This window comes from Methanomicrobium sp. (assembly GCF_055145805.1).
The window spans coordinates 1-18,397 of sequence record NZ_JBSREC010000073.1 but is presented as its reverse complement, the minus strand read 5'-3'; the positions used below and the strand labels follow the sequence as shown (position 1 = coordinate 18,397).

The window sequence follows — 18,397 nt, the reverse complement described above, 5'->3', positions numbered from 1 at the left end:
TAGCAGTTATGATAATGTTTGCGAAAATTCCGGGTTTTTGTATATTTGGAGAAAAATATATTCAATTCGGAGAATTTTCAAAAAGATAACTGGATGCTATATTTTTTAAAAAATTCCAAAAGAGAACAAATACCGATAATAAGGATGCTGATATGGGGATTCGAACCCCAGTCGTCGGCGTGAGAGGCCGACATGATTGGCCGGACTACACTATATCAGCTAAAAATTGTGTATACAAAGTTGTTCTGATAACTACTTAAAGATTGATAATCTGATTTTTGCCTGATTGTTTTATTTAGTGTTTAACTCTCTAAAAAAAGGTCAGAATTAATTCTTTTTTTGGGATATAACAGCATTTTTCATGCTCCTAACATAAGTTTGAAGTTCACTGCATATCTTCCCTTTACTGTTTAGATTTTTCTCAATTACTGATACTATCGCACTTCCGACTATAACACCATCAGCACCGTTTTCAATAATTTCCATTGCATGCTTAGGTTCTGATACCCCGAATCCGACTGCGACGGGAACATTAGTTTTCAACGCAGCGGTTTTTGCCTTCACTCTTTTTAGAAGCGGAAAAGCTCCCTTTGAGATTTCATCCCGCTTTCCTGTAACACCAAGAGATGAAACAAGGTATATGAACCCTGATGCCATTTTGACAATCATATCAAGCCTGACGTCCGATGTCGTCTGCGTCACAAGAAAAACTTGCGCAATTCCGCATCTTTCAGATGCCTTAAAGGCAGTTTCAGACTCTTCCGGCGGCATATCTACAATTAAAATCCCATCAACGCCTGCCTCTTTTGCCTCATCATAAAACTTGTCAAAGCCGCGACGGAATACGATGTTGCAGTAGACTAAAAAGACAATCGGGACATCTGAATATTTCCTTATCTCTCTTACAATGTCAAAGACACCGTCAGTTGTAATTCCTGCATCAAGGGCTCTTTTATCAGCACTCTGTATCACATCCCCGTCTGCAACGGGGTCCGAGAACGGAACGCCAAGCTCTAAAACATCGCATCCGCCGTTGATTAAGGCTTTTGCAATCTCTATGGACTTAGCAGCCGATGGATCGCCTGCAACTGTGTATGCCACAAATCCCGGCTTCTCAAACGCTGCGGTAAGTCTCTCTCTTCCTGATTTTTCAGGCATTAAAAATCTCTCCCGAACATTTCAGAGACTGTTGATACATCCTTATCTCCTCTTCCCGAGAGGCATATAACAACGATATCGTCCTTTTCAAATTCATCCCTTTTTTTAAGAACATGTGATATCGCATGCGATGATTCAAGCGCCGGAATAATTCCCTCTGATTTTGAGAGGAAAGAAAAAGCCTCCAGGACTTCGTCATCCATAGCGTATGAGTACTCAACCCTCTTCATATCAAAAAGCATACTGTGCTCGGGTCCTACTCCGGGGTAGTCAAGACCTGCTGATATGGAATGTGTCTCTCCTACCTGTCCGTCCTCATTCTGTATCAGATAGGACAAAGCACCATGAAGAACGCCCGGTTCACCATTGTTCAGAGTTGCGCCGTTCTCACCCTGTTTCATGCTCTTTCCTCCTGCTTCAACACCAATCATTCGCACGTTGTCATTTAACATAGGATAGAACATCCCGATTGCATTTGAGCCTCCGCCAACACATGCAACGAGAGTGTCTGGAAGACGCCCTTCCTTCTCCATGCACTGTCTCTTTGTCTCCTCACCGATAACAGACTGAAAATCCCTCACAATCTCAGGGAACGGGTGAGGGCCGACAACAGAACCTATAAGGTAATGGGTATAATCAACGCTCTTTGCCCATTCACGCAGTGCCTCGTTTGTTGCATCCTTTAGTGTCCTTGTGCCTGATGAAACCGGATGAACCTTTGCCCCCATAAGCTCCATCCTGAAAACATTGAGTTTCTGCCTCTCACAGTCCTCCTCACCCATGAATACCTCAACAGGAAGTCCGAGAACAGCTCCTGCAATAGCGGTTGCAACACCGTGCTGTCCGGCGCCGGTCTCTGCAATAAGGCGTTTTTTACCCATCGCCTTTGCCATAATTGCCTGGCCGAGTGTGTTATTTAACTTGTGGGCACCGCCGTGGAGAAGATCCTCACGCTTAAGATATACTTTGCACCCGCAATATTCCGACATGTTTTTGCAGAAAGTTAGCGGCGTTTCACGTCCGGCATATTCCGAAAGATAGGAGTTTAACTCTGCTTTAAATCCTTCATTATTTTTCAGACGGGAATATTTTAAGTCAAGTTCGTAAAGTGCAGCCATAAGCGTCTCCGGAACAAACCGGCCGCCATAGTTTCCGTAATAACCTGTTTTTACTGCCATGTCTCATGCCTCCCTGCAAATCTTTATAAATTTCTTTATTTTTTGCCTGTCCTTGATTCCCTTTGATTTTTCAACACCAGATGAAACGTCAACTGCGCAGGGTGCGATATCCCTGATTGCATCCCCTACATTTTCAGGAGTAAGTCCGCCTGCAAGAATGACAGGTAATCCTGATGACCTTGCTATTTTATTTGCAAAATCCCTGTCATAAGAAATTCCTCTGCCTTTGCTCTGGTCTATTACGATTGCATCGCAGTCACCGGGCATGAAATTATCATCAGATGCAACCCGGTATATCTTTGTACGGCAGTCTTTCGGGACTTTAATATATTCTGAGAGCTGGACAGCAGTTGGCTTCAGCGATAACATTATTTTCAGATCGTTTTTGTTTGTGGTGTTTGTAACACAGATCTTTTCCGTATTCGGGCTAAGGGCACTGAATATCTCTCTTGCCCGTTTTATAGGTATATTTCTCGGGGATTCCGAGCAGACTATAACACCGATTGCATCCGCACCTTCCTCTTCGGCGATAAGAGCATCTCTTACCGTTGTTATTCCACAGACCTTTATGCGAATACGAATCCCTCCAGTGTTTTTTCAGGCGAATTTGTCTTCATAAGAGCTGTTCCTATCAAAAATCCGTCACAAAATTTTTTCAGTTCTATGACGTCTTGCGGTGTTTTTATACCGCTCTCGGATATTATGGTAAGACCTGCATCCTGCAGGCTGTCAAAAAGCTCTTTTGTTTTTTCTGTATCAACAGTCATATCCCTTAAATTCCTGTTGTTTATTCCGACAAGCTCAGCTCCTGATTTTATCGCATTTTCAGCATCTCTAATTGTTCTTACCTCAACCAGAGGTTCAAGAGATAAGGATCTGCAGAGTGAAATGAAACTGTCAAGTTTTTCCTGCAGCACTCCTGATATCAGGAGCACGGAATCAGCCTTCAAGGCAGATGTCTCTAAAATCTGCTTTTCGTCTACAATGAAGTCCTTTCTTAGGACAGGGAGATGTGTTGCACTCCTGACCTGTGTGAGAGTGCTGTTATTTCCGTTGAAAAAGAAGGGTTCTGTTAAAACCGATACTGCACATGCACATCCTTTTTCGTATAAACCTGCCAGTTCTTCCGGATTTCTTCCGAAACCAAGATCTTTTTCAGACGGGCTTTTGTATTTTATCTCGGCTATAACTGCGTTTTTTTTATGTTCTTCTTTGCAGTTCCTAACAGCTTTTAAAAGATTTTTAGGTTTGCAGGAATTTATCTCTGCATCTTTTAGAAATGTAGTGTCTATCTCCGATGCTCTCCTTTTGGAAAGGGCACAGATCTCATCAAGAATCATTTATGCCTCCTGTAAGAGTAATCAGGTTTTCCAGCTTTTCAAGCGCATATCCTGAATCCAGGGATTTTTCAGCATATGCAATCCCGCTTTTGAGACAGTCTGTTTTCCCGCAGAGATATATTGCAGCAGCGGCATTGAGAACTACGATGTCTCTTTTTGGTCCTTCTTCACCATTTAAAACCGCTTTTATTATCTCTGCATTACATTTGTTATCCCCGCCCAGAAGGGAGTTAAAATCCGGTCTTTCAAATCCCAAATCTGATGGATTCAGACTGAATGTATGAATTTTTCCGCATTTTAGTTCTGATACCTTTGTGATTCCGGTTGTAGTTATCTCGTCAAATCCGTCACCGTGAACAACCATCGCCCTTTTTGTCCCAAGTATTCTCAGAACTTCGGCCATCTTTTCAGTAAGTGACTCGCTGTAAACTCCCAAAAGCTGTGCATCAGCATCGGCAGGGTTACAAAGAGGGCCGGTTAAATTGAAAAAACTCCTGATTCCAATTTCTTTTCTTGCCTGTCCTGCATATTTCATGGCCGGATGATGACTTTGTGCAAATAAAAATCCAATTCCGTTTCTTTCAATAATTTTTGAAACTCTGTCCGGCGAAATATCAATTCTGACTCCGAGTGCTTCAAGGACATCTGCTGAACCACACATACTGCTCACACTGCGGTTTCCATGTTTAACAACTGTTACTCCCGCACCTGCGGCAACAAAAGCGGCAGTTGTGCTGATGTTAAATGTGTTTCTGTAGTCTCCGCCTGTACCGCAGGTATCAACAAGCATCCCGTTTCTTTTAGGATTAATCTTAACAGCATTTTCTCTCATAACTGACGCGAAAGCCGCTATCTCCTGGCTGGTCTCGCCTTTCATCATAAGGGCTGTTAAAAAAGCTCCAATCTGGATGTCTGATGCATTGCCCGACATTATATCAGACACTGCACCCCCGGCCTCTGATGAACTTAAGTCACATCTTTCAGATACCTTTTTTATGCATTCTGATATCATTGTTCTGCCCCATATCGAAGGAAATTTTTGATTATCAGATCACCATATTCTGTCATTATACTCTCAGGATGAAACTGAAGGCCGAAAACCGGGTATTTTGTGTGTGATACGCCCATTATCATCCTGTCGTCCCGACTTCTTGCCGTAACCGAAAGGCAGGAGGGAAGGGTTTTCTCATCAGCTGCAAGTGAATGATACCTTGTGGCTGTAAAAGGGCATTTTAAACCCTCAAAAAGTCCGCAGGAGTCGTGCATTATATCAGATGTCATCCCGTGGACAGGTTTACCTGTTCTTGCAACCTTTCCTCCGAAAAAGTGACATATAGCCTGGTGTCCGAGACAGATTCCGAGAGTAGGGATATCAGAGGAGTACTCTTTTAGGATATTCAGGCATAATTTTGAATCCTCAGGCTTCCCCGGCCCGGGAGATAGGACAATTCTGTCAAAATCCCCATCTTGTGGCAGATCACAGGGTCTGTCATTTTTCACGACAACCGGTTCTGCACCGAGGTGTCCAATCTGCTGGCAGAGATTGTAGGTGAAACTGTCGTAGCAGTCAATAACAAGGACTTTCATGCTCTTTCACCTGCGGTTTCAATTGCGCCTTTCATACCTGCAGCCTTGCTCTCTGTTTCAAAATATTCCGATTCAGGAACCGAATCTGCTACAATTCCTGCACCTGACTGGAAACTGGCTTTTTTGTTTTTTACTACAACTGTCCTTATGGCGATTGCCATATCGATATTCTCATTAAACCCTATGTAGCCGACGGCACCTGCATAAAGGCCCCTTGAGGAGTTTTCCAGTTCTTCAATTATCTGCATTGCACGTATCTTAGGTGCCCCTGAAACGGTTCCTGCCGGAAAGCAGGATAAAAAGGCGTCCAGTGATGTATTACCTTCTGCAAGCGTTCCCTCAACAGTTGATACTATATGCTGGACATGGGAGAATTTTTCGACTGACATAAAATCCCTGACCATTACACTCCCGTATTCAGAGATTTTTCCTATATCGTTTCTTGAAAGATCGACAAGCATTAAGTGCTCGGCACATTCCTTTCTGTCGGATAAAAGCTCATTTTCAAGGATTGCATCTTCCATGTTATCTCTGCCGCGTCTTCTTGTTCCGGCAATTGGGACAGAGGTGACAGTTTTGTCCTCAACCTTAACAAGCATCTCAGGACTTGCTCCTGCGATCTGCTTATCACAGAAATCAATGAAATACATGTATGGACTCGGGTTTATTCTGCGCATCTCTTTGTAGATGAGAAAAGGGTCACCTTCATAGTCACATTCAGATTTTTTTGAGAGAACAACCTGGAATATATCACCGTTTAGGATATATTCGCCGGCAGTTTCAATTATCTCTTCAAAATTCTTGCGTGAGACTTCTGATCTGTATTCATCTGCATTATTTGTGGCTTTTTTGGCCGGTGAAATCTCATTTTCATCTGAGGAAACAGCAGAAAGTTTCCTTTTTGTCTTTAAGATTTTTTTATGAGCAATTCTGTAAGCGGAATCCAAAACTTCAGGGGAATTTCCTGATATAAATCTGAGAATTGTGATGTTTTCCTCTGAGTGGTCAAATATGATGTATTCATTGGGCATTATAAATTCGGCAAGAGGAAAATCCCTTTCATTTTTTCTGTTTTCTAATATATTGCCTGTCTCAAGTGCGAGATCATATGAAAAATAGCCTGCAAGACCTCCGGAATAACCTGAAATATCAGGGTCGGTATAGTCTATGCTCCTTAAAATTTTGTAAAGGGATTCTGCCGGATTCTCATTATTTTCAATCTGAATATTTCCTGCCGGATTAATGCCGGTAATATGGATATCCGGGTCTGCAACAAGATGCATTGCAGCCCCTGTTCCTATAATGGAATATCTTGCGTTTTTCTCATTTCCCTCCATTGATTCCAGGAGAAATCCGTAATCCTGTCTTAATGCTTCATATACGAATACAGGGGGCAGATTTTTCTTATCAAGTCTGATATAAACCGGAATAAGCGTATTTTCAGATGAATTCTGTTTTATCTTTTTCAGTTCATCAGGCGAGGGATGAAATGAATCCTTTTTTTGACTAAGGTCTATAGTGGAATCCATTCCACCGGCATCACCATCCTGTTTTTAGCTGTATGTATCATTGTTACATAAGTGTTGCACTTTGTACATATATATACATTGTTGTACAAATAGTATATTTTAATATTGGCAGGGATGTCATTTAGATTTTTTAGATATTTTTCTCAAAATAAGAATTTAAGAGTGATGAGATGAAAAAAAATCTGCATGAAACAGAGATTTCATGTAAAAATAATATTTTAAGCTGTTGTGCTTCCTTCACTCTTTAAAACTTCGTCTTCTCCTTTGTATTCTGTAAAATATTTGTAAATTTCTCCTGCCATTACAAGCGGGACTGCGGCTGCGATAATTATTGCCCATTCAAATATGGAAAGCGGGACTGTCCCGAAGATCACCTGGAAGAACGGAGTGTAAACTACTATCATCTGCAGAATTATGCTTGAGATAATGGCTGCAATGATATAGGGATTTGTAAATATGCCGGTTGTTCTCAGGGTCTGCCTGAATGATCGGAAATTAAAGACATTGACAAGTTCTATGAAAATAATTCCGGTAAATGCCATTGTTCTTGCTTTAGCAAGTTCTGCTTCGGTGCAGCACAGGAAAAGAAACAGCGTTGCAATTCCGATGTACAAACCTATTATAAAGATTAAAAACAGGGTTTTTCTCCCCAGTACAGGTTCATTTGGATCTTTGGGCTTCTGTTTCATAATATCCTTTTCTGCCGGTTCAAGCCCGAGTGCAAGAGCGGATACGCCGTCTGTTACCAGATTCATCCATAAAATCTGAAGCGGGAGAAGGATCAAAGGAAGGCCAAGAAGCATTCCGGAAATAATTGCAATCACTTCTCCGACATTTGAGGAGAGAAGATACCGCGTAAATTTCTGGATATTGTCGTATTCTCTTCTTCCTTCATGAATACCTGCAACAATGCTCTCAAAATTGTCATCAACAAGTATCATGTCACTTGCCTCCTTTGCAACATCACTTCCTTTGATGCCCATTGATATGCCTATATTTGCTTTTTTAAGAGCCGGAGCGTCATTAACTCCGTCGCCTGTCATGGCAACTATGTGACCTGCCTTGTTGAGAATATCTATAATTCTTAGTTTATGCTCAGCTGTCACCCTTGCAATTATCTTTGCTTTGGACAGCTTTTCTGTAAGTGTATCGTCGTTAAATGTGTCAATTTCAGATCCATTTATGGCGCCTTTACTTTCCAGCCCCACACTATCTGAAACTGCCTTTGCGGTGATCTCAAAATCACCGGTTATCATGATTACATCGACACCTGCTGACTGGCAGAGTCTTATTGCCTCTTTTGCCTCTGTTCTCGGGGGATCAATAATTCCTGCAAATCCAAAGAAAATAAGGTTCTTTTCAGCTTCGGCAGCTGTTTCCGGAATTTCCTGTCCAAGTCTTCTGGATGCAACGGCCAGAACCCGAAGACCCTGTTCTGCAAATGATACATATACTTCTTTTAATTTTTCCCGTGTTGCATAATCAAGCTCTTCTGTTTTTCCGTTTCTGTAGATTCTGTCAGAAATGCTGAGAATTATTTCGGGAGCACCTTTTGAATATGCGATGAATTCATTTTCCCTCTCATAAACTGTTGTCATTCTCTTCCTGGAAGAGTCAAATGAAAATTCCTTAATTATGGACTGCATCGGGAGTTTATAATCCGGAATATCTGCTTTATGTGCCGCTACAACAAGAGCGCCTTCAGTGGGCGTTCCTGTGATCTTCCATTCGCCCTCTTTTTTGGAGAGAACTGAATGATTACAGAAAAGTCCTGCCTGCAAAAAATAGGTAAGTTCCTTAAATTCCAGAGGATTGATTACTTTTCCGTCAAGCAGAAATTCTCCTTTCGGGTCGTAACCTGTTCCTGTGACTGTAAAAACCATGTCGGGAACATAGATCTGGGTTAAAGTCATCTCATTTTTTGTAAGAGTACCTGTCTTATCGGTACAGACGACTGATACCGAACCTAAGGTTTCTGATGCGGCAAGATGTCTTATGAGGCATTTCTTTTTGTACATGCTCTTTATGCCTATTGCAAGTGTCAGAGTGACTACTGCAGGAAGACCTTCGGGAATTATCGCAACTGCAAGTGATACTGCTGTTAAAAACATCTCGATTGCATCACGGTTCTGAATAAATCCAAAAATTACAATCAATAAAGCTACAAAAACAGATATCAGGCTGATCTGTTTTCCAAGGGAATTCATCTGTTTTGAAAGTATGGTCTCCTCTTCAACAATTCCCGAGGTGAGGCCGGCAATTTCGCCGAATTCAGTCTGCATGCCGGTGTTTACAACAATTCCTTCTGCCCTGCCGTTTGTGACGACAGTTCCCATAAAGGCCATATTGTATCTTTCCCCGATGGGAGCGTTCTTATCGGTAATCTGTGTTTTTTTCCCGACAGATGCTGATTCTCCTGTTAGTATGGATTCATCTATCTGAAGGGTTGTTGCCTTTAGAAGAATGACGTCAGCCGGAACTTTTCTTCCGCTTTCAAGAACAACAATGTCGCCGGGTACAACATCTGCGGCTTCAATCTCAGTTTCTATTCCGTTATCAAGAACATATGCCCTGAGCCCCAGCATGTGCTTTAAGGCATCTATTGCCTTTTCGGCCTGCCACTCCTGAAAAAAGCCTAGTACTGCATTTAAAATAACAATGGCAAGAATTGCAATACAGTCTATTAATTCTCCGACAATAAGGGACGCAACTGCCGCAACTATAAGTATTGCTATAAGAACGCTTTTAAACTGCCTTAAAAATATTATCAGAGGAGATATCTTCCCTTCTTCCGAGATTTTATTCGGGCCGTATAAAGAGAGTCTCTTTTGTCTTTCCGCGCCGGAAAGCCCTTTATCATCGGCATTCAGTCTCTCTAATATCTCATCTTCCGAAAGACTCTGCCATGATATATTTTCCTCATCTTCTACAGCATCCACATTTACGGGTATTAATCAACCTTCATAAATAGACTTTTTGCTTAAAACAGAATTTTTTTCACATAATATTTTTCCGGTTTTTGATGATAAGGGCATTAGTCATAAGTATCAGCCGGACTCATTAATAACAACACAATATGGCCTCCATCGAAGACGAAATAAAAGCAATCGAAGATGAAATATCGAATACAAAATACAATAAAGCTACATCCCATCACATAGGCAGGCTTAAAGCGAAACTTGCGAGGATAAAGGATGATGCAGTAGCCAGGGCCATGGCTTCATCCGGAGGCGGTGAAGGATATGCTGTAAAAAAGTCCGGAGACGGGACAGTTGTTCTTGTCGGTTTTCCGTCTGTTGGTAAATCAACACTCTTAAACAAGCTTACCAATACTGAAAGTGAGACTGCAAGCTATTCATTCACAACACTTACGGTAGTTCCCGGTTCAATGGAGCATAAGGGAGCCAATATTCAGATTCTTGATATTCCCGGTCTTATTGCCGGTGCGGCGATGGGAAAGGGAAGGGGAAAAGAGGTAATTGCGGTTGTGAGAAGTGCGGACCTTATTTTACTTCTCGGAGATGTGTACAATGAAAAACACATCAATGTTTTAATCAAGGAATTGAATGATGCAGGAATAAGGCTCAACAAATTGAAGCCCGATATCACAATAAAAAAGTCATCAAACGGAGGTATACGGTTTAATACTGTGGGCCGTTCACATCTGGATCTTGATGAGATAAGAGCCATGCTTGCGGAGAGTAAGATAATGAATGCCGATGTCTTAACACGCGGTTCTGTAACTCAGGATGATTTTGTTGATGCAATGATGGGAAGCAGGGTTTATATCCCCGCATTTTTTGCAATTAATAAGGTTGATTTAGTAGATGAAGAGAGAAGGCAGGAGATTGTAGAGGACGTCACAGACCGTTTTGGAAGACCTCCGATTATGCTCTCCGCACACTCGGGATACAATGTTGAGCACTTAAAGGACGAAATATACGATCAGCTCGGGTTTATCAGAATTTATCTAAAACCTGTAGGTGGAAAAGCGGATTTGGAAGAGCCTTTAATCATCAGGGAACCTGCAACAGTTGAGTCGGTCTGCAACAAACTGCACCGTGATTTCGTGCAGAAATTCAGGTATGCAAAGGTCTGGGGAGACTCTGTAAAGCACGATGCACAGCGTGTCGGGCTTCCTCACAGACTTGAAGACGGCGATATTTTGACGATTGTAACAAGAGCGTGAAAAAGTTAAGCCCCGCATATCATGAATGTCGTCGGGCCTGAGTTTGAGACGACCATGAAGAGGCTTTTAGACGAGATGTAATGGGGATGGACCTGTTCGTCTCAAGAAGATTAGGGCCATGGCCCATGCAAAATATTTTTGATTTTTTTGAGTTTGATATAATAACCGGAGCATGTTTTGCAGTTCCTATAATCCTAAATTCTCAAACCGATAATTAGTTTCTATGAATATGCCGGATGAGGACCTGCGCATTGCGATACCGGCCTGGACACTATCCTTCGGGTAGTCTCAGCCGGGAGAAACAAAATTAAAAAAAAAGTGCAAAAAAATAATTCTGTTTTCTCAGGTCAGTGCTTTTCTGATCTCATCAAGAGGAGCATCTGTCTTAATTCCTGTTCCTTCATAGTGAACCCTTGATGCCTTAAATCCCATCTCTTTTAAGCGCTCTACAACTGTATCGACTGCGACCGGTGACACTTTCCAGTAACGGCTTAAGACGTGGTAATCGTAGAATGTTGATGTACCAAGCTCATCTTTGCAGTAATTCAGCAGCTTTTCAATCTTTGCAGCGTTGTTGAGTTCTGATTCCGGGATTTTCTCAAGCATCCCGTCAATAATTTCTGTTTTGCTCACAGGGCCAAGCCAGAGGGGGCCTGCAACATGCATTGGTGCTCCGCACTCCTCACAGACGATGGTCTCTGCAAGAAGGCCTTTCTGCTCTGTCCTGTAAGGGCATTTTTTGCACTGGTGAATATAGCCGATGTTCTCCATCGCCAAATCCGCTTTTCCGGCACCGTATGAGAGTTTCAAGTAAATTCTCACAAAATGTTCACGGGTGAAAGATAAAAGAGGTTCAACACCCCTGTCATATTTTACAATCTCGCGGACAGCAAATCCGAGAAGTATTCTAAGGCCCATTTCCTTGTGGTATTCGTTGTTGAGCGGTCTTGCAAAATACCGTCTCATGCCTGCCTTTAGGTGTGCACCGCAGAGAGGTGCTGTATCAGTTGCGGTTATGAAAAGATACTTCTTTGCAGAACCTGCCGCAGCATCCATGAAAGGTGCGGGTGTACCGAACGGGTCGATGTCCACAACATCAAATCTCCTTTCATTCATGATTACGTTTGCATCGAAGTTTGTAACCTCAATGTCCGGAGCATATGTCTCTTTATTATATTCAAGTAAGGGAATTGCATCAGAACTTTTATCGTTTACAACTGCTGAGATTCCGCATTCATTTGCGACACGCAGTCCTCTGACTCCTGTTGCACTCATTGCATCCAGATAGTTCTCTGCATCGAGACATTTTAAGATAAGAATGGTCGTATCCCTGTTTAACTCCATCTTCCTGTTGAAGAAAACCGGTGCACTCCCTGCGGGAAAGTTCTGATTTTCATCCTGTGCCGGTACCAGAAATCTGGTTTTACCTTCTTTTACTTCAACAAGTTCCATTGCCTGCATATGTTTTTTTTAGGAAATCTTATAGCTTATCCTGAATAATTCATATAGGCACAGATTTTATGCATGGGTTTGTGGCCTAGCCTGGACATGGCGTTAGCCTCCTAAGCTAAAAGTCGGGGGTTCGAATCCCCCCAAGCCCGTAATTTTTTTGGAAAAAAATTCAGAATTCATCAGTTTTGTTAAAAGACTTTTTCCATATTGAAAAAGAAAAGTTATTCAGGGATGCTTAAAGGATATCTGGAAATAACACGGCCTGTAAATTCAATTGTTGCAGGTTTTGCCGTAATTCTCGGGGTAATTATTGCAAAAGGTGCAATTCCTGTGGAATCCCTTATTCTTGTGCCGGTTGTTGCTTTAGTTACGGCTGCGGGAAATGTGATAAATGATTATTATGACAGGGATATTGATGCGATAAACAGGCCGGAAAGACCGATACCTTCGGGAAAGGTGGCTCCAAAAGCTGCTTTAATATACAGTGCGGGTTTGTTTCTGGCCGGAATCATATTCTGCCTGCCTGTGAATACACTTTGTATTGCAATAGGTATCCTAAACTCGCTGCTTCTCGTATTATATGCAAAAAAACTCAAAAGCATGCCTTTGACCGGCAATATAGCAGTCTCATATCTGGCTGCAAGCATTTTTCTATTCGGGGGCGCATTCTTTGGAACTGCCGGTCTTTTACAGAACACAGTTGTATTTTCAATAACATTCTTTGCAATGCTTTCGCGTGAGCTTTTAAAGGACGCAGAGGATATAGAAGGTGACAGGCAGGGTGGTGCAAAGACTCTTCCTATGTATATAGGTGTTAAAAAGACAGGGATTTTAAGTCTCGCTTTAGTTTCTTTAGCTGTTATTATCAGCCTTATGCCTTTTTTAAGATTCTGGGGTTCTTATTATCTCGCTCTTATAATTATTGCCGATATTGTAATTCTTTATGCGGGGGTACTGGGTTTTATGGCAGAAGACTCTGAATCTCTTAAAAAATCAGGCGCAACATCCATTCTTAAGAAGGGAATGTTCCTTGCACTCCTGATTTTTCTGATTTCCGCGGTATTATTTGGATAATCATTATAACGTATGGGCCAGAATCTCATTTAGCAATGAAAATATATCGGGACGGGGACACTTTCATCGCCCCTAAGGGTTCTTATTTTGATGGGAATGTTAAGATAAATGGTAATTTTATCGTTCCGCCGTATACCCATTTCTGGGGTCATCTGGCAGTTGACGGAGATTTGGAACTTGGACCCGGTTCTTCTGTGAAACTGAAGGTGACATGCAGGAGCGCGGTTATCGGGCCAAACACAAAAATAGGCGGGCCTGTGAATGTCGAGAGAGATATTACAGTCTGCGACAATGCATTTGTGACTCTCATAAATGCGGGTGGGGATGTAATACTGCGCCCGGGCGTTGAGACAGGTGATGTAATGAGCAAAGGAACAATATATATTTTTGGAAAAATAAAATCAGGAAAACTTCTTGGAAGTCAGGTCAAGGTCCTGCGTGATCCAGGTATTTAATCTTCAATACCTAAAACCGCAACATCATTAAGATCATTCCAGTTTAAAAGTGTCTCAACACAGCCGTCTTTTAGTGTGACAACTCCCATCCCTGTGAGATTTATTTTATCAAGTAGTTCAAGGCCTTCTCTAACTTCAATCAGGCATCCCACTCCGATAACTCCCTTGGGTTTATACTCTTTTACCATTCTCTTGATGAGAGTTGAACCCGGTGCAATCCATATTTTATATCCCATCTTTTCGAATTTATCGATATGTGCACCAATTTCACATCTTCCGCATCTTCTGCATATTAGTCCCTCCGGTGTCAGATGTGCAGGACATTGTGAGTTTCTCAGGCACTGTGGAATAAATATTGCACGTTCTTTTGGGTCTATTTTTGAAAAGGCTGTCTGATTCATTGTATTGTGAAGCCTTATAGCAAATGCCGTAAGCTCCTTGTCATCAAGACCAAAGAATTTGCATATGCCTTTTGCCATGCCTTCGGTGATAACAATGCCTGACTTAACAAGCCTTGGAAAATAAAACTGGCCTTTTTTTATTGAATAAAAAGAGATGCCGACTACTGTCAGGGAGAAGACAACAAATCCCAGAATAAGGATTACTGTAATTTCGCCGATTGTAAACATCAGCTGTTCCCAAAGAGTTGCGGATATCATTTTGTTAAGAAAACATTTGGGGTGAATATTTAAATATCTCTTGATTCATGCACCAGATCGCCTTTTAGAATTGGTGGTTTTAAAACTCCTTTTTCTGTGAAGATTGCTGTTATAAGATCCATGGGAGTCGGGTCAAATGCAAAATTGAAGGCTTTAACATTATCAGGCATCAGCTGTTTTTTACCGCAGAATGCAAGTTCATCTCTGTTTCTCTCTTCGATGACAATTTCAGATTCCGAATGAATATTATCAAATGTCGAAGAGGGAGCAGCGACGTAAAAGGGTATATTGTGGTGTGCGGCGCAGACGGCATGCATGTATGTCCCGATTTTGTTAAAGACCGCATCATGGGTAATTCTGTCGGCACCAACCAGAACAGCGTCTATTTCCCCTTTTTTCATAAGATATGCAGCGGTTGAATCAGTGATGGTCTTTACAGGGATGTTGTCCCTTGAAAGTTCCCATGCTGTAAGACGTGATCCCTGGTTTAAGGGTCTGGTTTCGCAGGATACAACTGAGATTTCCTTTCCGGCCGCAACAGCCGAGCGGATGACGCCAAGAGCAGTTCCCCATGTATAACAGGCAAGAGCACCTGCATTGCAGTGCGTTAAAACCGTGCATTTATCAGGCAGATATTCCGCACCGTATTCTCCAATAAGGTGGCACATCTTCTCGTCTTCTTCGGCAATTTTAACTGCTTCTGAGAGTGCGGTTTTCCTTGCCTGGGCAGGGTTTTCTGTGTCTTTAACTGAGTCCAGCACTCTTTTTATGCCCCATGAGAGATTGACGGCGGTAGGTCTTGTTGCCATGAGATAGTGTGCATCATCCGAGACCAGTTTTAGAAATCCGTCCATGTTTTCGTCATCGTGTCTGAATGTGGCAAGTGCAATTCCGAATCCTCCTGCAACACCAAGTGCGGGAGCTCCCCTGACTTCCAGATTTTTTATTGCCTTTGCAAGTCTTTCGACACTGTCACATGAGATTATTCTGTATTCCGCAGGAAGAAGTGTCTGTTCAACAAGGCAGATACAGTTCTTCTCAAAATCCCAGAAAATTGTTTTGTCTTCCATAAAAATCAAAAAATTGTGATTTATTCTTTTATCGCATCAGTAAAAGCTTTCATTGCCGCAGCCCCGCCCTGCATGACGCTGTCCGGGATATCCTTTGGTGCGACTGCCGCCCCTGCAATGTAAATGCCCGGTTTTATTGTTCCGACAGGATTTGTTTTCATGTTCTCCTGTCCGAAAAATCCTGATTCATCCTTTGAAATACCAAGTGCGGATGCTATCTCATCAGAACCCTTTGCAGGCTCCATTCCGACTGAGAGCACAACAAGTTCAGGCTCAAGTGTTAAGATTTCAGAAGTTTCGGTATTCTCAACAATTATCTGCATACTCCTGTCAGGCCCCTGTGATACTTCGCCGGGCATTCCGCGAATGAAATTTATTCCAAGTTCCTGTGCCCTGTTGTAGTATTCCTCGTATCCCTTGCCGTACGCACGAATATCCATATAAAGCATGGATATGTCCAGATCCCTGTTTTTCTCCTTTAAAAGAATTGCATTCTTTATCGCATACATGCAGCATACGCATGAACAGTAAGGTCTGTCAATAGTCAGATCACGCGAACCGACGCACTGGATAAAGACAATTGACTTCGGCTTTTCACCGTCTGAGAGTCTTCTTGGTATGCCTCCTGTGGGTCCGCTTGCGCATATGAGCCTCTCAAATTCAAGACTTGTGATGACATCAGGTATTTTGAGATATCTGAGTGCGCCTTTTTTTTGTGCATCAAAAGTCTCAAAACCGGTTGCAACAACAATGCTTGCAACATTTAGTGCGAATTCCCGTTCAAAGTCCTCATCGTCGTGAAGTACTGCCGCAGGTCCGCATACATCATAGCAGAGTCCGCAGTCTATGCAGTGTTCTGCATCACGAATTGTAATATCGGGAACAACCTGCGGGTGTGGTTTGTATATCGCCTTTCTGACTCCGACTCCCGCATCATATTTGTTGTAGACCTCAACCGGACAAACTTCTGTGCAGTCTCCGCAGCCGGTGCATTTTGTCTCGCTGACATATCTCGGGTGACGAACAAGTTTCATCGTGAAGTTTCCGACCTCTCCTGAAACTTCCAGGACTTCGGTCAGTGTATAAAGGGTTATATTCTGGTTTCTCTGTACATCGACCATCTTTGGCGAGAGGATACACATGGAACAGTCATTTGTGGGAAACGTCTTGTCAAGCTGTGCCATATGCCCGCCGATTGTAGGCTCCCTTTCGATAAGGTGCACTTTTACACCATGATTTGCGATGTCAAGGGCGGCCTGAATTCCTGCAACACCTGCTCCGATTACTGCTACTTCACCCATCTGAATGCTCCTTTGCAAGATCTACATAGACTTCTGCATTTTTAACTATGCTTTCTTTCTGTTCTTCTGATAATTCACGGACGACTTTTCCGGGAACACCCATAACAAGTGAACCGGGGGGAATGACCTTGTTTTCTGTTATAACAGAACCTGCGGCAATAATAGTGTCTTCTCCTATAACAGCTCCGTTTAGTATTATTGCGCCCATTCCGACAAGAACCCTGTCTTTTATTGTGCATCCGTGAACGATTGCCCCGTGGCCGACAGTGACATATTTTCCGATATTTACCGGCCTGTTCTTTGATACATGGACAACGCAGTTGTCCTGAATATTTGAACAGTCACCTATTGTTATCGTGTCGTTGTCCGCTCGAAGTACTGCGCCGTACCAGATTCCGCAATCCCTGCCGGTATTCACATCTCCGAGAAGTTTTGCAGTGTCAGCTATGAATGCGGCATTACCGGCGGGGGTATCACTACTCATAATACTTTACAGGTTATACGTATATTTCAAAAAAACTATGCACGCTTGTATTTATTAGGGGTTAGTTTCTACTTTCAGGTCACCAGTATATTTATCAACAGTTGGTTCTGTGTTGTTTTATGCCTGAAAAACCTTGTTAGAAGAATTTGTGGTGTCTTCTTGGTAGAGGGAAAGATTATTTATTGTGTATACTTATATATACAATATAAGCAACCTACAGTATAGTATAGGTCTCAATTGCCACAAGCAAAAAAACGAAAAATTGAACCGAGGTGATTAAAATGGCAAAACCTATTGAACTGGGTCTTGTTCTTGAGGGTGAAGATGCAAGGAGATTTGATAGATATATGAATGATCCAAATGATATCACACCTCAAGGAAGGCATTTATTATCTGACGCAAGGGAACTTGCTAAAACGCTGGATTTGAATGAACATAGAAGATATTAATCTCTCTATTTTATGCGAAAGCCACAATTGTTGTGAATTTGATTGTGGCGATTATGAATTGAATGGTTTTTTAGTTGAGGATGCCCTGTCCAATCAAAATAGTAATATATCTATTACCAGAATTGCGTTAATAGGCGAAAATAATATAATTGGTTATTACAGCATTCTAACAGACAGCATCAAAAAAGAAAAAATAGAGGCAGGAGATAGAGTCTCAGAAGTTTGTTATTCTCAGTATCCTGCAATAAAAATAGGTAGATTAGCAATAAATAAAGAAGTACAAAGAAATGGGTATGGAAGATATCTTTTAATGCATGCTCTTGCAGTATCAACTGTATTATCGGGACATGTTGGTTGTAGATTTATAACTATAGATTCAAAAAATACTGAACAGGCTTTAAAATTTTATGAAAAAAATGGGTTTAAAATTGCCACCCGAAGTACAGGTAAAGATTTTGTTCCAATGTATCTC

General features: G+C 42.0%; 18 protein-coding genes and 2 tRNA genes. 6 read left to right on the top strand and 14 right to left on the bottom strand.

The genetic code is table 11. The features are described from left to right. Positions 1-145: 145 nt before the first annotated feature. The 9 genes from ACTB1O_RS06950 to ACTB1O_RS06910 all read right to left on the bottom strand — a co-directional run bounded on the left by ACTB1O_RS06950 (position 146) and on the right by ACTB1O_RS06910 (position 9,731). Positions 146-220, bottom strand: a tRNA-Glu gene (locus ACTB1O_RS06950). A 107-nt stretch (positions 221-327) separates the two neighbouring features. Then, positions 328-1,158 (bottom strand): tryptophan synthase subunit alpha, encoded by an 831-nt coding sequence (trpA, locus tag ACTB1O_RS06945; protein WP_462994411.1) that lies wholly within the window; start codon positions 1,156-1,158, stop codon positions 328-330. Next, complete coding sequence (gene trpB / locus ACTB1O_RS06940) at positions 1,158-2,336, bottom strand: tryptophan synthase subunit beta (RefSeq protein ID WP_462994410.1); 1,179 nt, start codon at positions 2,334-2,336, stop codon at positions 1,158-1,160. The genes trpA and trpB overlap by 1 nt, the downstream gene beginning before the upstream one ends. Before the next feature lie 3 nt (positions 2,337-2,339). Next, complete coding sequence (locus ACTB1O_RS06935; protein WP_462994412.1) at positions 2,340-2,891, bottom strand: phosphoribosylanthranilate isomerase; 552 nt, start codon at positions 2,889-2,891, stop codon at positions 2,340-2,342. Between the two features lie 11 nt (positions 2,892-2,902). After that, positions 2,903-3,676, bottom strand: coding sequence for an indole-3-glycerol phosphate synthase TrpC (locus ACTB1O_RS06930; protein WP_462994409.1), 774 nt, complete (start codon positions 3,674-3,676; stop codon positions 2,903-2,905). Next, on the bottom strand, positions 3,666-4,688 hold the full coding sequence (gene trpD, locus ACTB1O_RS06925; RefSeq protein ID WP_462994408.1) for an anthranilate phosphoribosyltransferase: 1,023 nt from the start codon (positions 4,686-4,688) through the stop codon (positions 3,666-3,668). Before trpD ends, ACTB1O_RS06930 begins: the two co-directional genes overlap by 11 nt. Further along, complete coding sequence (locus tag ACTB1O_RS06920) at positions 4,685-5,263, bottom strand: anthranilate synthase component II (protein WP_462994407.1); 579 nt, start codon at positions 5,261-5,263, stop codon at positions 4,685-4,687. Before ACTB1O_RS06920 ends, trpD begins: the two co-directional genes overlap by 4 nt. Next, the gene (locus ACTB1O_RS06915) at positions 5,260-6,792 is read right to left on the bottom strand and encodes an anthranilate synthase component I family protein (protein ID WP_462994406.1); all 1,533 of its coding nucleotides are present in this window, start codon (positions 6,790-6,792) and stop codon (positions 5,260-5,262) included. The genes ACTB1O_RS06920 and ACTB1O_RS06915 overlap by 4 nt, the downstream gene beginning before the upstream one ends. A gap of 218 nt (positions 6,793-7,010) precedes the next feature. After that, positions 7,011-9,731 (bottom strand): cation-translocating P-type ATPase, encoded by a 2,721-nt coding sequence (locus tag ACTB1O_RS06910; protein WP_462994405.1) that lies wholly within the window; start codon positions 9,729-9,731, stop codon positions 7,011-7,013. A gap of 137 nt (positions 9,732-9,868) precedes the next feature. Between ACTB1O_RS06910 and ACTB1O_RS06905 the strand changes: the two genes are divergently transcribed. Then, the gene (locus ACTB1O_RS06905; protein WP_462994404.1) at positions 9,869-10,981 is read left to right on the top strand and encodes an OBG GTPase family GTP-binding protein; all 1,113 of its coding nucleotides are present in this window, start codon (positions 9,869-9,871) and stop codon (positions 10,979-10,981) included. Between the two features lie 342 nt (positions 10,982-11,323). Here the strand turns inward: ACTB1O_RS06905 and ACTB1O_RS06900 are convergent, their stop codons facing one another. Continuing rightward, positions 11,324-12,433: a tRNA (guanine(10)-N(2))-dimethyltransferase gene (locus ACTB1O_RS06900; protein WP_462994403.1), complete on the bottom strand. Its 1,110-nt coding sequence runs from the start codon at positions 12,431-12,433 to the stop codon at positions 11,324-11,326. 74 nt (positions 12,434-12,507) lie between these two features. Between ACTB1O_RS06900 and ACTB1O_RS06895 the strand changes: the two genes are divergently transcribed. The 3 genes from ACTB1O_RS06895 to ACTB1O_RS06885 all read left to right on the top strand — a co-directional run bounded on the left by ACTB1O_RS06895 (position 12,508) and on the right by ACTB1O_RS06885 (position 13,962). Continuing rightward, a tRNA-Arg gene (locus ACTB1O_RS06895) sits at positions 12,508-12,582 on the top strand. A gap of 58 nt (positions 12,583-12,640) precedes the next feature. Next, positions 12,641-13,507 (top strand): geranylgeranylglycerol-phosphate geranylgeranyltransferase, encoded by an 867-nt coding sequence (locus tag ACTB1O_RS06890; protein ID WP_462994402.1) that lies wholly within the window; start codon positions 12,641-12,643, stop codon positions 13,505-13,507. A 35-nt stretch (positions 13,508-13,542) separates the two neighbouring features. Continuing rightward, the gene (locus ACTB1O_RS06885) at positions 13,543-13,962 is read left to right on the top strand and encodes a bactofilin family protein (protein ID WP_462994401.1); all 420 of its coding nucleotides are present in this window, start codon (positions 13,543-13,545) and stop codon (positions 13,960-13,962) included. Here the strand turns inward: ACTB1O_RS06885 and ACTB1O_RS06880 are convergent. From ACTB1O_RS06880 to ACTB1O_RS06865, 4 genes are read right to left on the bottom strand one after another with little or no spacing between them, the layout of a single operon-like run. Next, positions 13,959-14,621 (bottom strand): DUF116 domain-containing protein, encoded by a 663-nt coding sequence (locus tag ACTB1O_RS06880; protein ID WP_462994400.1) that lies wholly within the window; start codon positions 14,619-14,621, stop codon positions 13,959-13,961. The two genes, ACTB1O_RS06885 and ACTB1O_RS06880, sit on opposite strands and share 4 nt — an antisense overlap. Positions 14,622-14,650: 29 nt before the next feature. Continuing rightward, positions 14,651-15,691: an S-methyl-5-thioribose-1-phosphate isomerase gene (mtnA, locus tag ACTB1O_RS06875; RefSeq protein WP_462994399.1), complete on the bottom strand. Its 1,041-nt coding sequence runs from the start codon at positions 15,689-15,691 to the stop codon at positions 14,651-14,653. Between the two features lie 20 nt (positions 15,692-15,711). After that, positions 15,712-16,992 carry an FAD-dependent oxidoreductase gene (locus tag ACTB1O_RS06870; protein ID WP_462994398.1) on the bottom strand — a complete coding sequence of 427 codons (1,281 nt, stop codon included), beginning with the start codon at positions 16,990-16,992 and terminating at the stop codon, positions 15,712-15,714. Then, positions 16,985-17,476, bottom strand: coding sequence for a gamma carbonic anhydrase family protein (locus ACTB1O_RS06865; RefSeq protein WP_462994397.1), 492 nt, complete (start codon positions 17,474-17,476; stop codon positions 16,985-16,987). Before ACTB1O_RS06865 ends, ACTB1O_RS06870 begins: the two co-directional genes overlap by 8 nt. A 281-nt stretch (positions 17,477-17,757) precedes the next feature. On the opposite strand from ACTB1O_RS06865, the gene ACTB1O_RS06860 reads away from it, so the two are divergent. Both ACTB1O_RS06860 and ACTB1O_RS06855 read left to right on the top strand, forming a co-directional pair. Then, on the top strand, positions 17,758-17,925 hold the full coding sequence (locus tag ACTB1O_RS06860; protein ID WP_462994396.1) for a hypothetical protein: 168 nt from the start codon (positions 17,758-17,760) through the stop codon (positions 17,923-17,925). Then, the coding region (locus ACTB1O_RS06855) for a GNAT family N-acetyltransferase (RefSeq protein WP_462994395.1) at positions 17,906-18,397 on the top strand (492 nt) is incomplete at its 3' end. The genes ACTB1O_RS06860 and ACTB1O_RS06855, both read left to right, overlap by 20 nt.

What these genes read in the sequence shown, in the direction of transcription:
- ACTB1O_RS06865 (WP_462994397.1), bottom strand. Translation starts at nt 17,476, where the DNA reads ATGAGTAGTGATACCCCCGCCGGTAATGCCGCATTCATAGCTGACACT.
- ACTB1O_RS06900 (WP_462994403.1), bottom strand. Translation starts at nt 12,433, where the DNA reads ATGGAACTTGTTGAAGTAAAAGAAGGTAAAACCAGATTTCTGGTACCG.
- ACTB1O_RS06860 (WP_462994396.1), top strand. Translation starts at nt 17,758, where the DNA reads ATGGCAAAACCTATTGAACTGGGTCTTGTTCTTGAGGGTGAAGATGCA.
- ACTB1O_RS06905 (WP_462994404.1), top strand. Translation starts at nt 9,869, where the DNA reads ATGGCCTCCATCGAAGACGAAATAAAAGCAATCGAAGATGAAATATCG.
- ACTB1O_RS06880 (WP_462994400.1), bottom strand. Translation starts at nt 14,621, where the DNA reads ATGATATCCGCAACTCTTTGGGAACAGCTGATGTTTACAATCGGCGAA.
- trpB (WP_462994410.1), bottom strand. Translation starts at nt 2,336, where the DNA reads ATGGCAGTAAAAACAGGTTATTACGGAAACTATGGCGGCCGGTTTGTT.
- ACTB1O_RS06920 (WP_462994407.1), bottom strand. Translation starts at nt 5,263, where the DNA reads ATGAAAGTCCTTGTTATTGACTGCTACGACAGTTTCACCTACAATCTC.
- ACTB1O_RS06930 (WP_462994409.1), bottom strand. Translation starts at nt 3,676, where the DNA reads ATGATTCTTGATGAGATCTGTGCCCTTTCCAAAAGGAGAGCATCGGAG.
- ACTB1O_RS06870 (WP_462994398.1), bottom strand. Translation starts at nt 16,992, where the DNA reads ATGGGTGAAGTAGCAGTAATCGGAGCAGGTGTTGCAGGAATTCAGGCC.
- trpD (WP_462994408.1), bottom strand. Translation starts at nt 4,688, where the DNA reads ATGATATCAGAATGCATAAAAAAGGTATCTGAAAGATGTGACTTAAGT.
- ACTB1O_RS06885 (WP_462994401.1), top strand. Translation starts at nt 13,543, where the DNA reads ATGAAAATATATCGGGACGGGGACACTTTCATCGCCCCTAAGGGTTCT.
- mtnA (WP_462994399.1), bottom strand. Translation starts at nt 15,691, where the DNA reads ATGGAAGACAAAACAATTTTCTGGGATTTTGAGAAGAACTGTATCTGC.
- ACTB1O_RS06915 (WP_462994406.1), bottom strand. Translation starts at nt 6,792, where the DNA reads ATGGATTCCACTATAGACCTTAGTCAAAAAAAGGATTCATTTCATCCC.
- trpA (WP_462994411.1), bottom strand. Translation starts at nt 1,158, where the DNA reads ATGCCTGAAAAATCAGGAAGAGAGAGACTTACCGCAGCGTTTGAGAAG.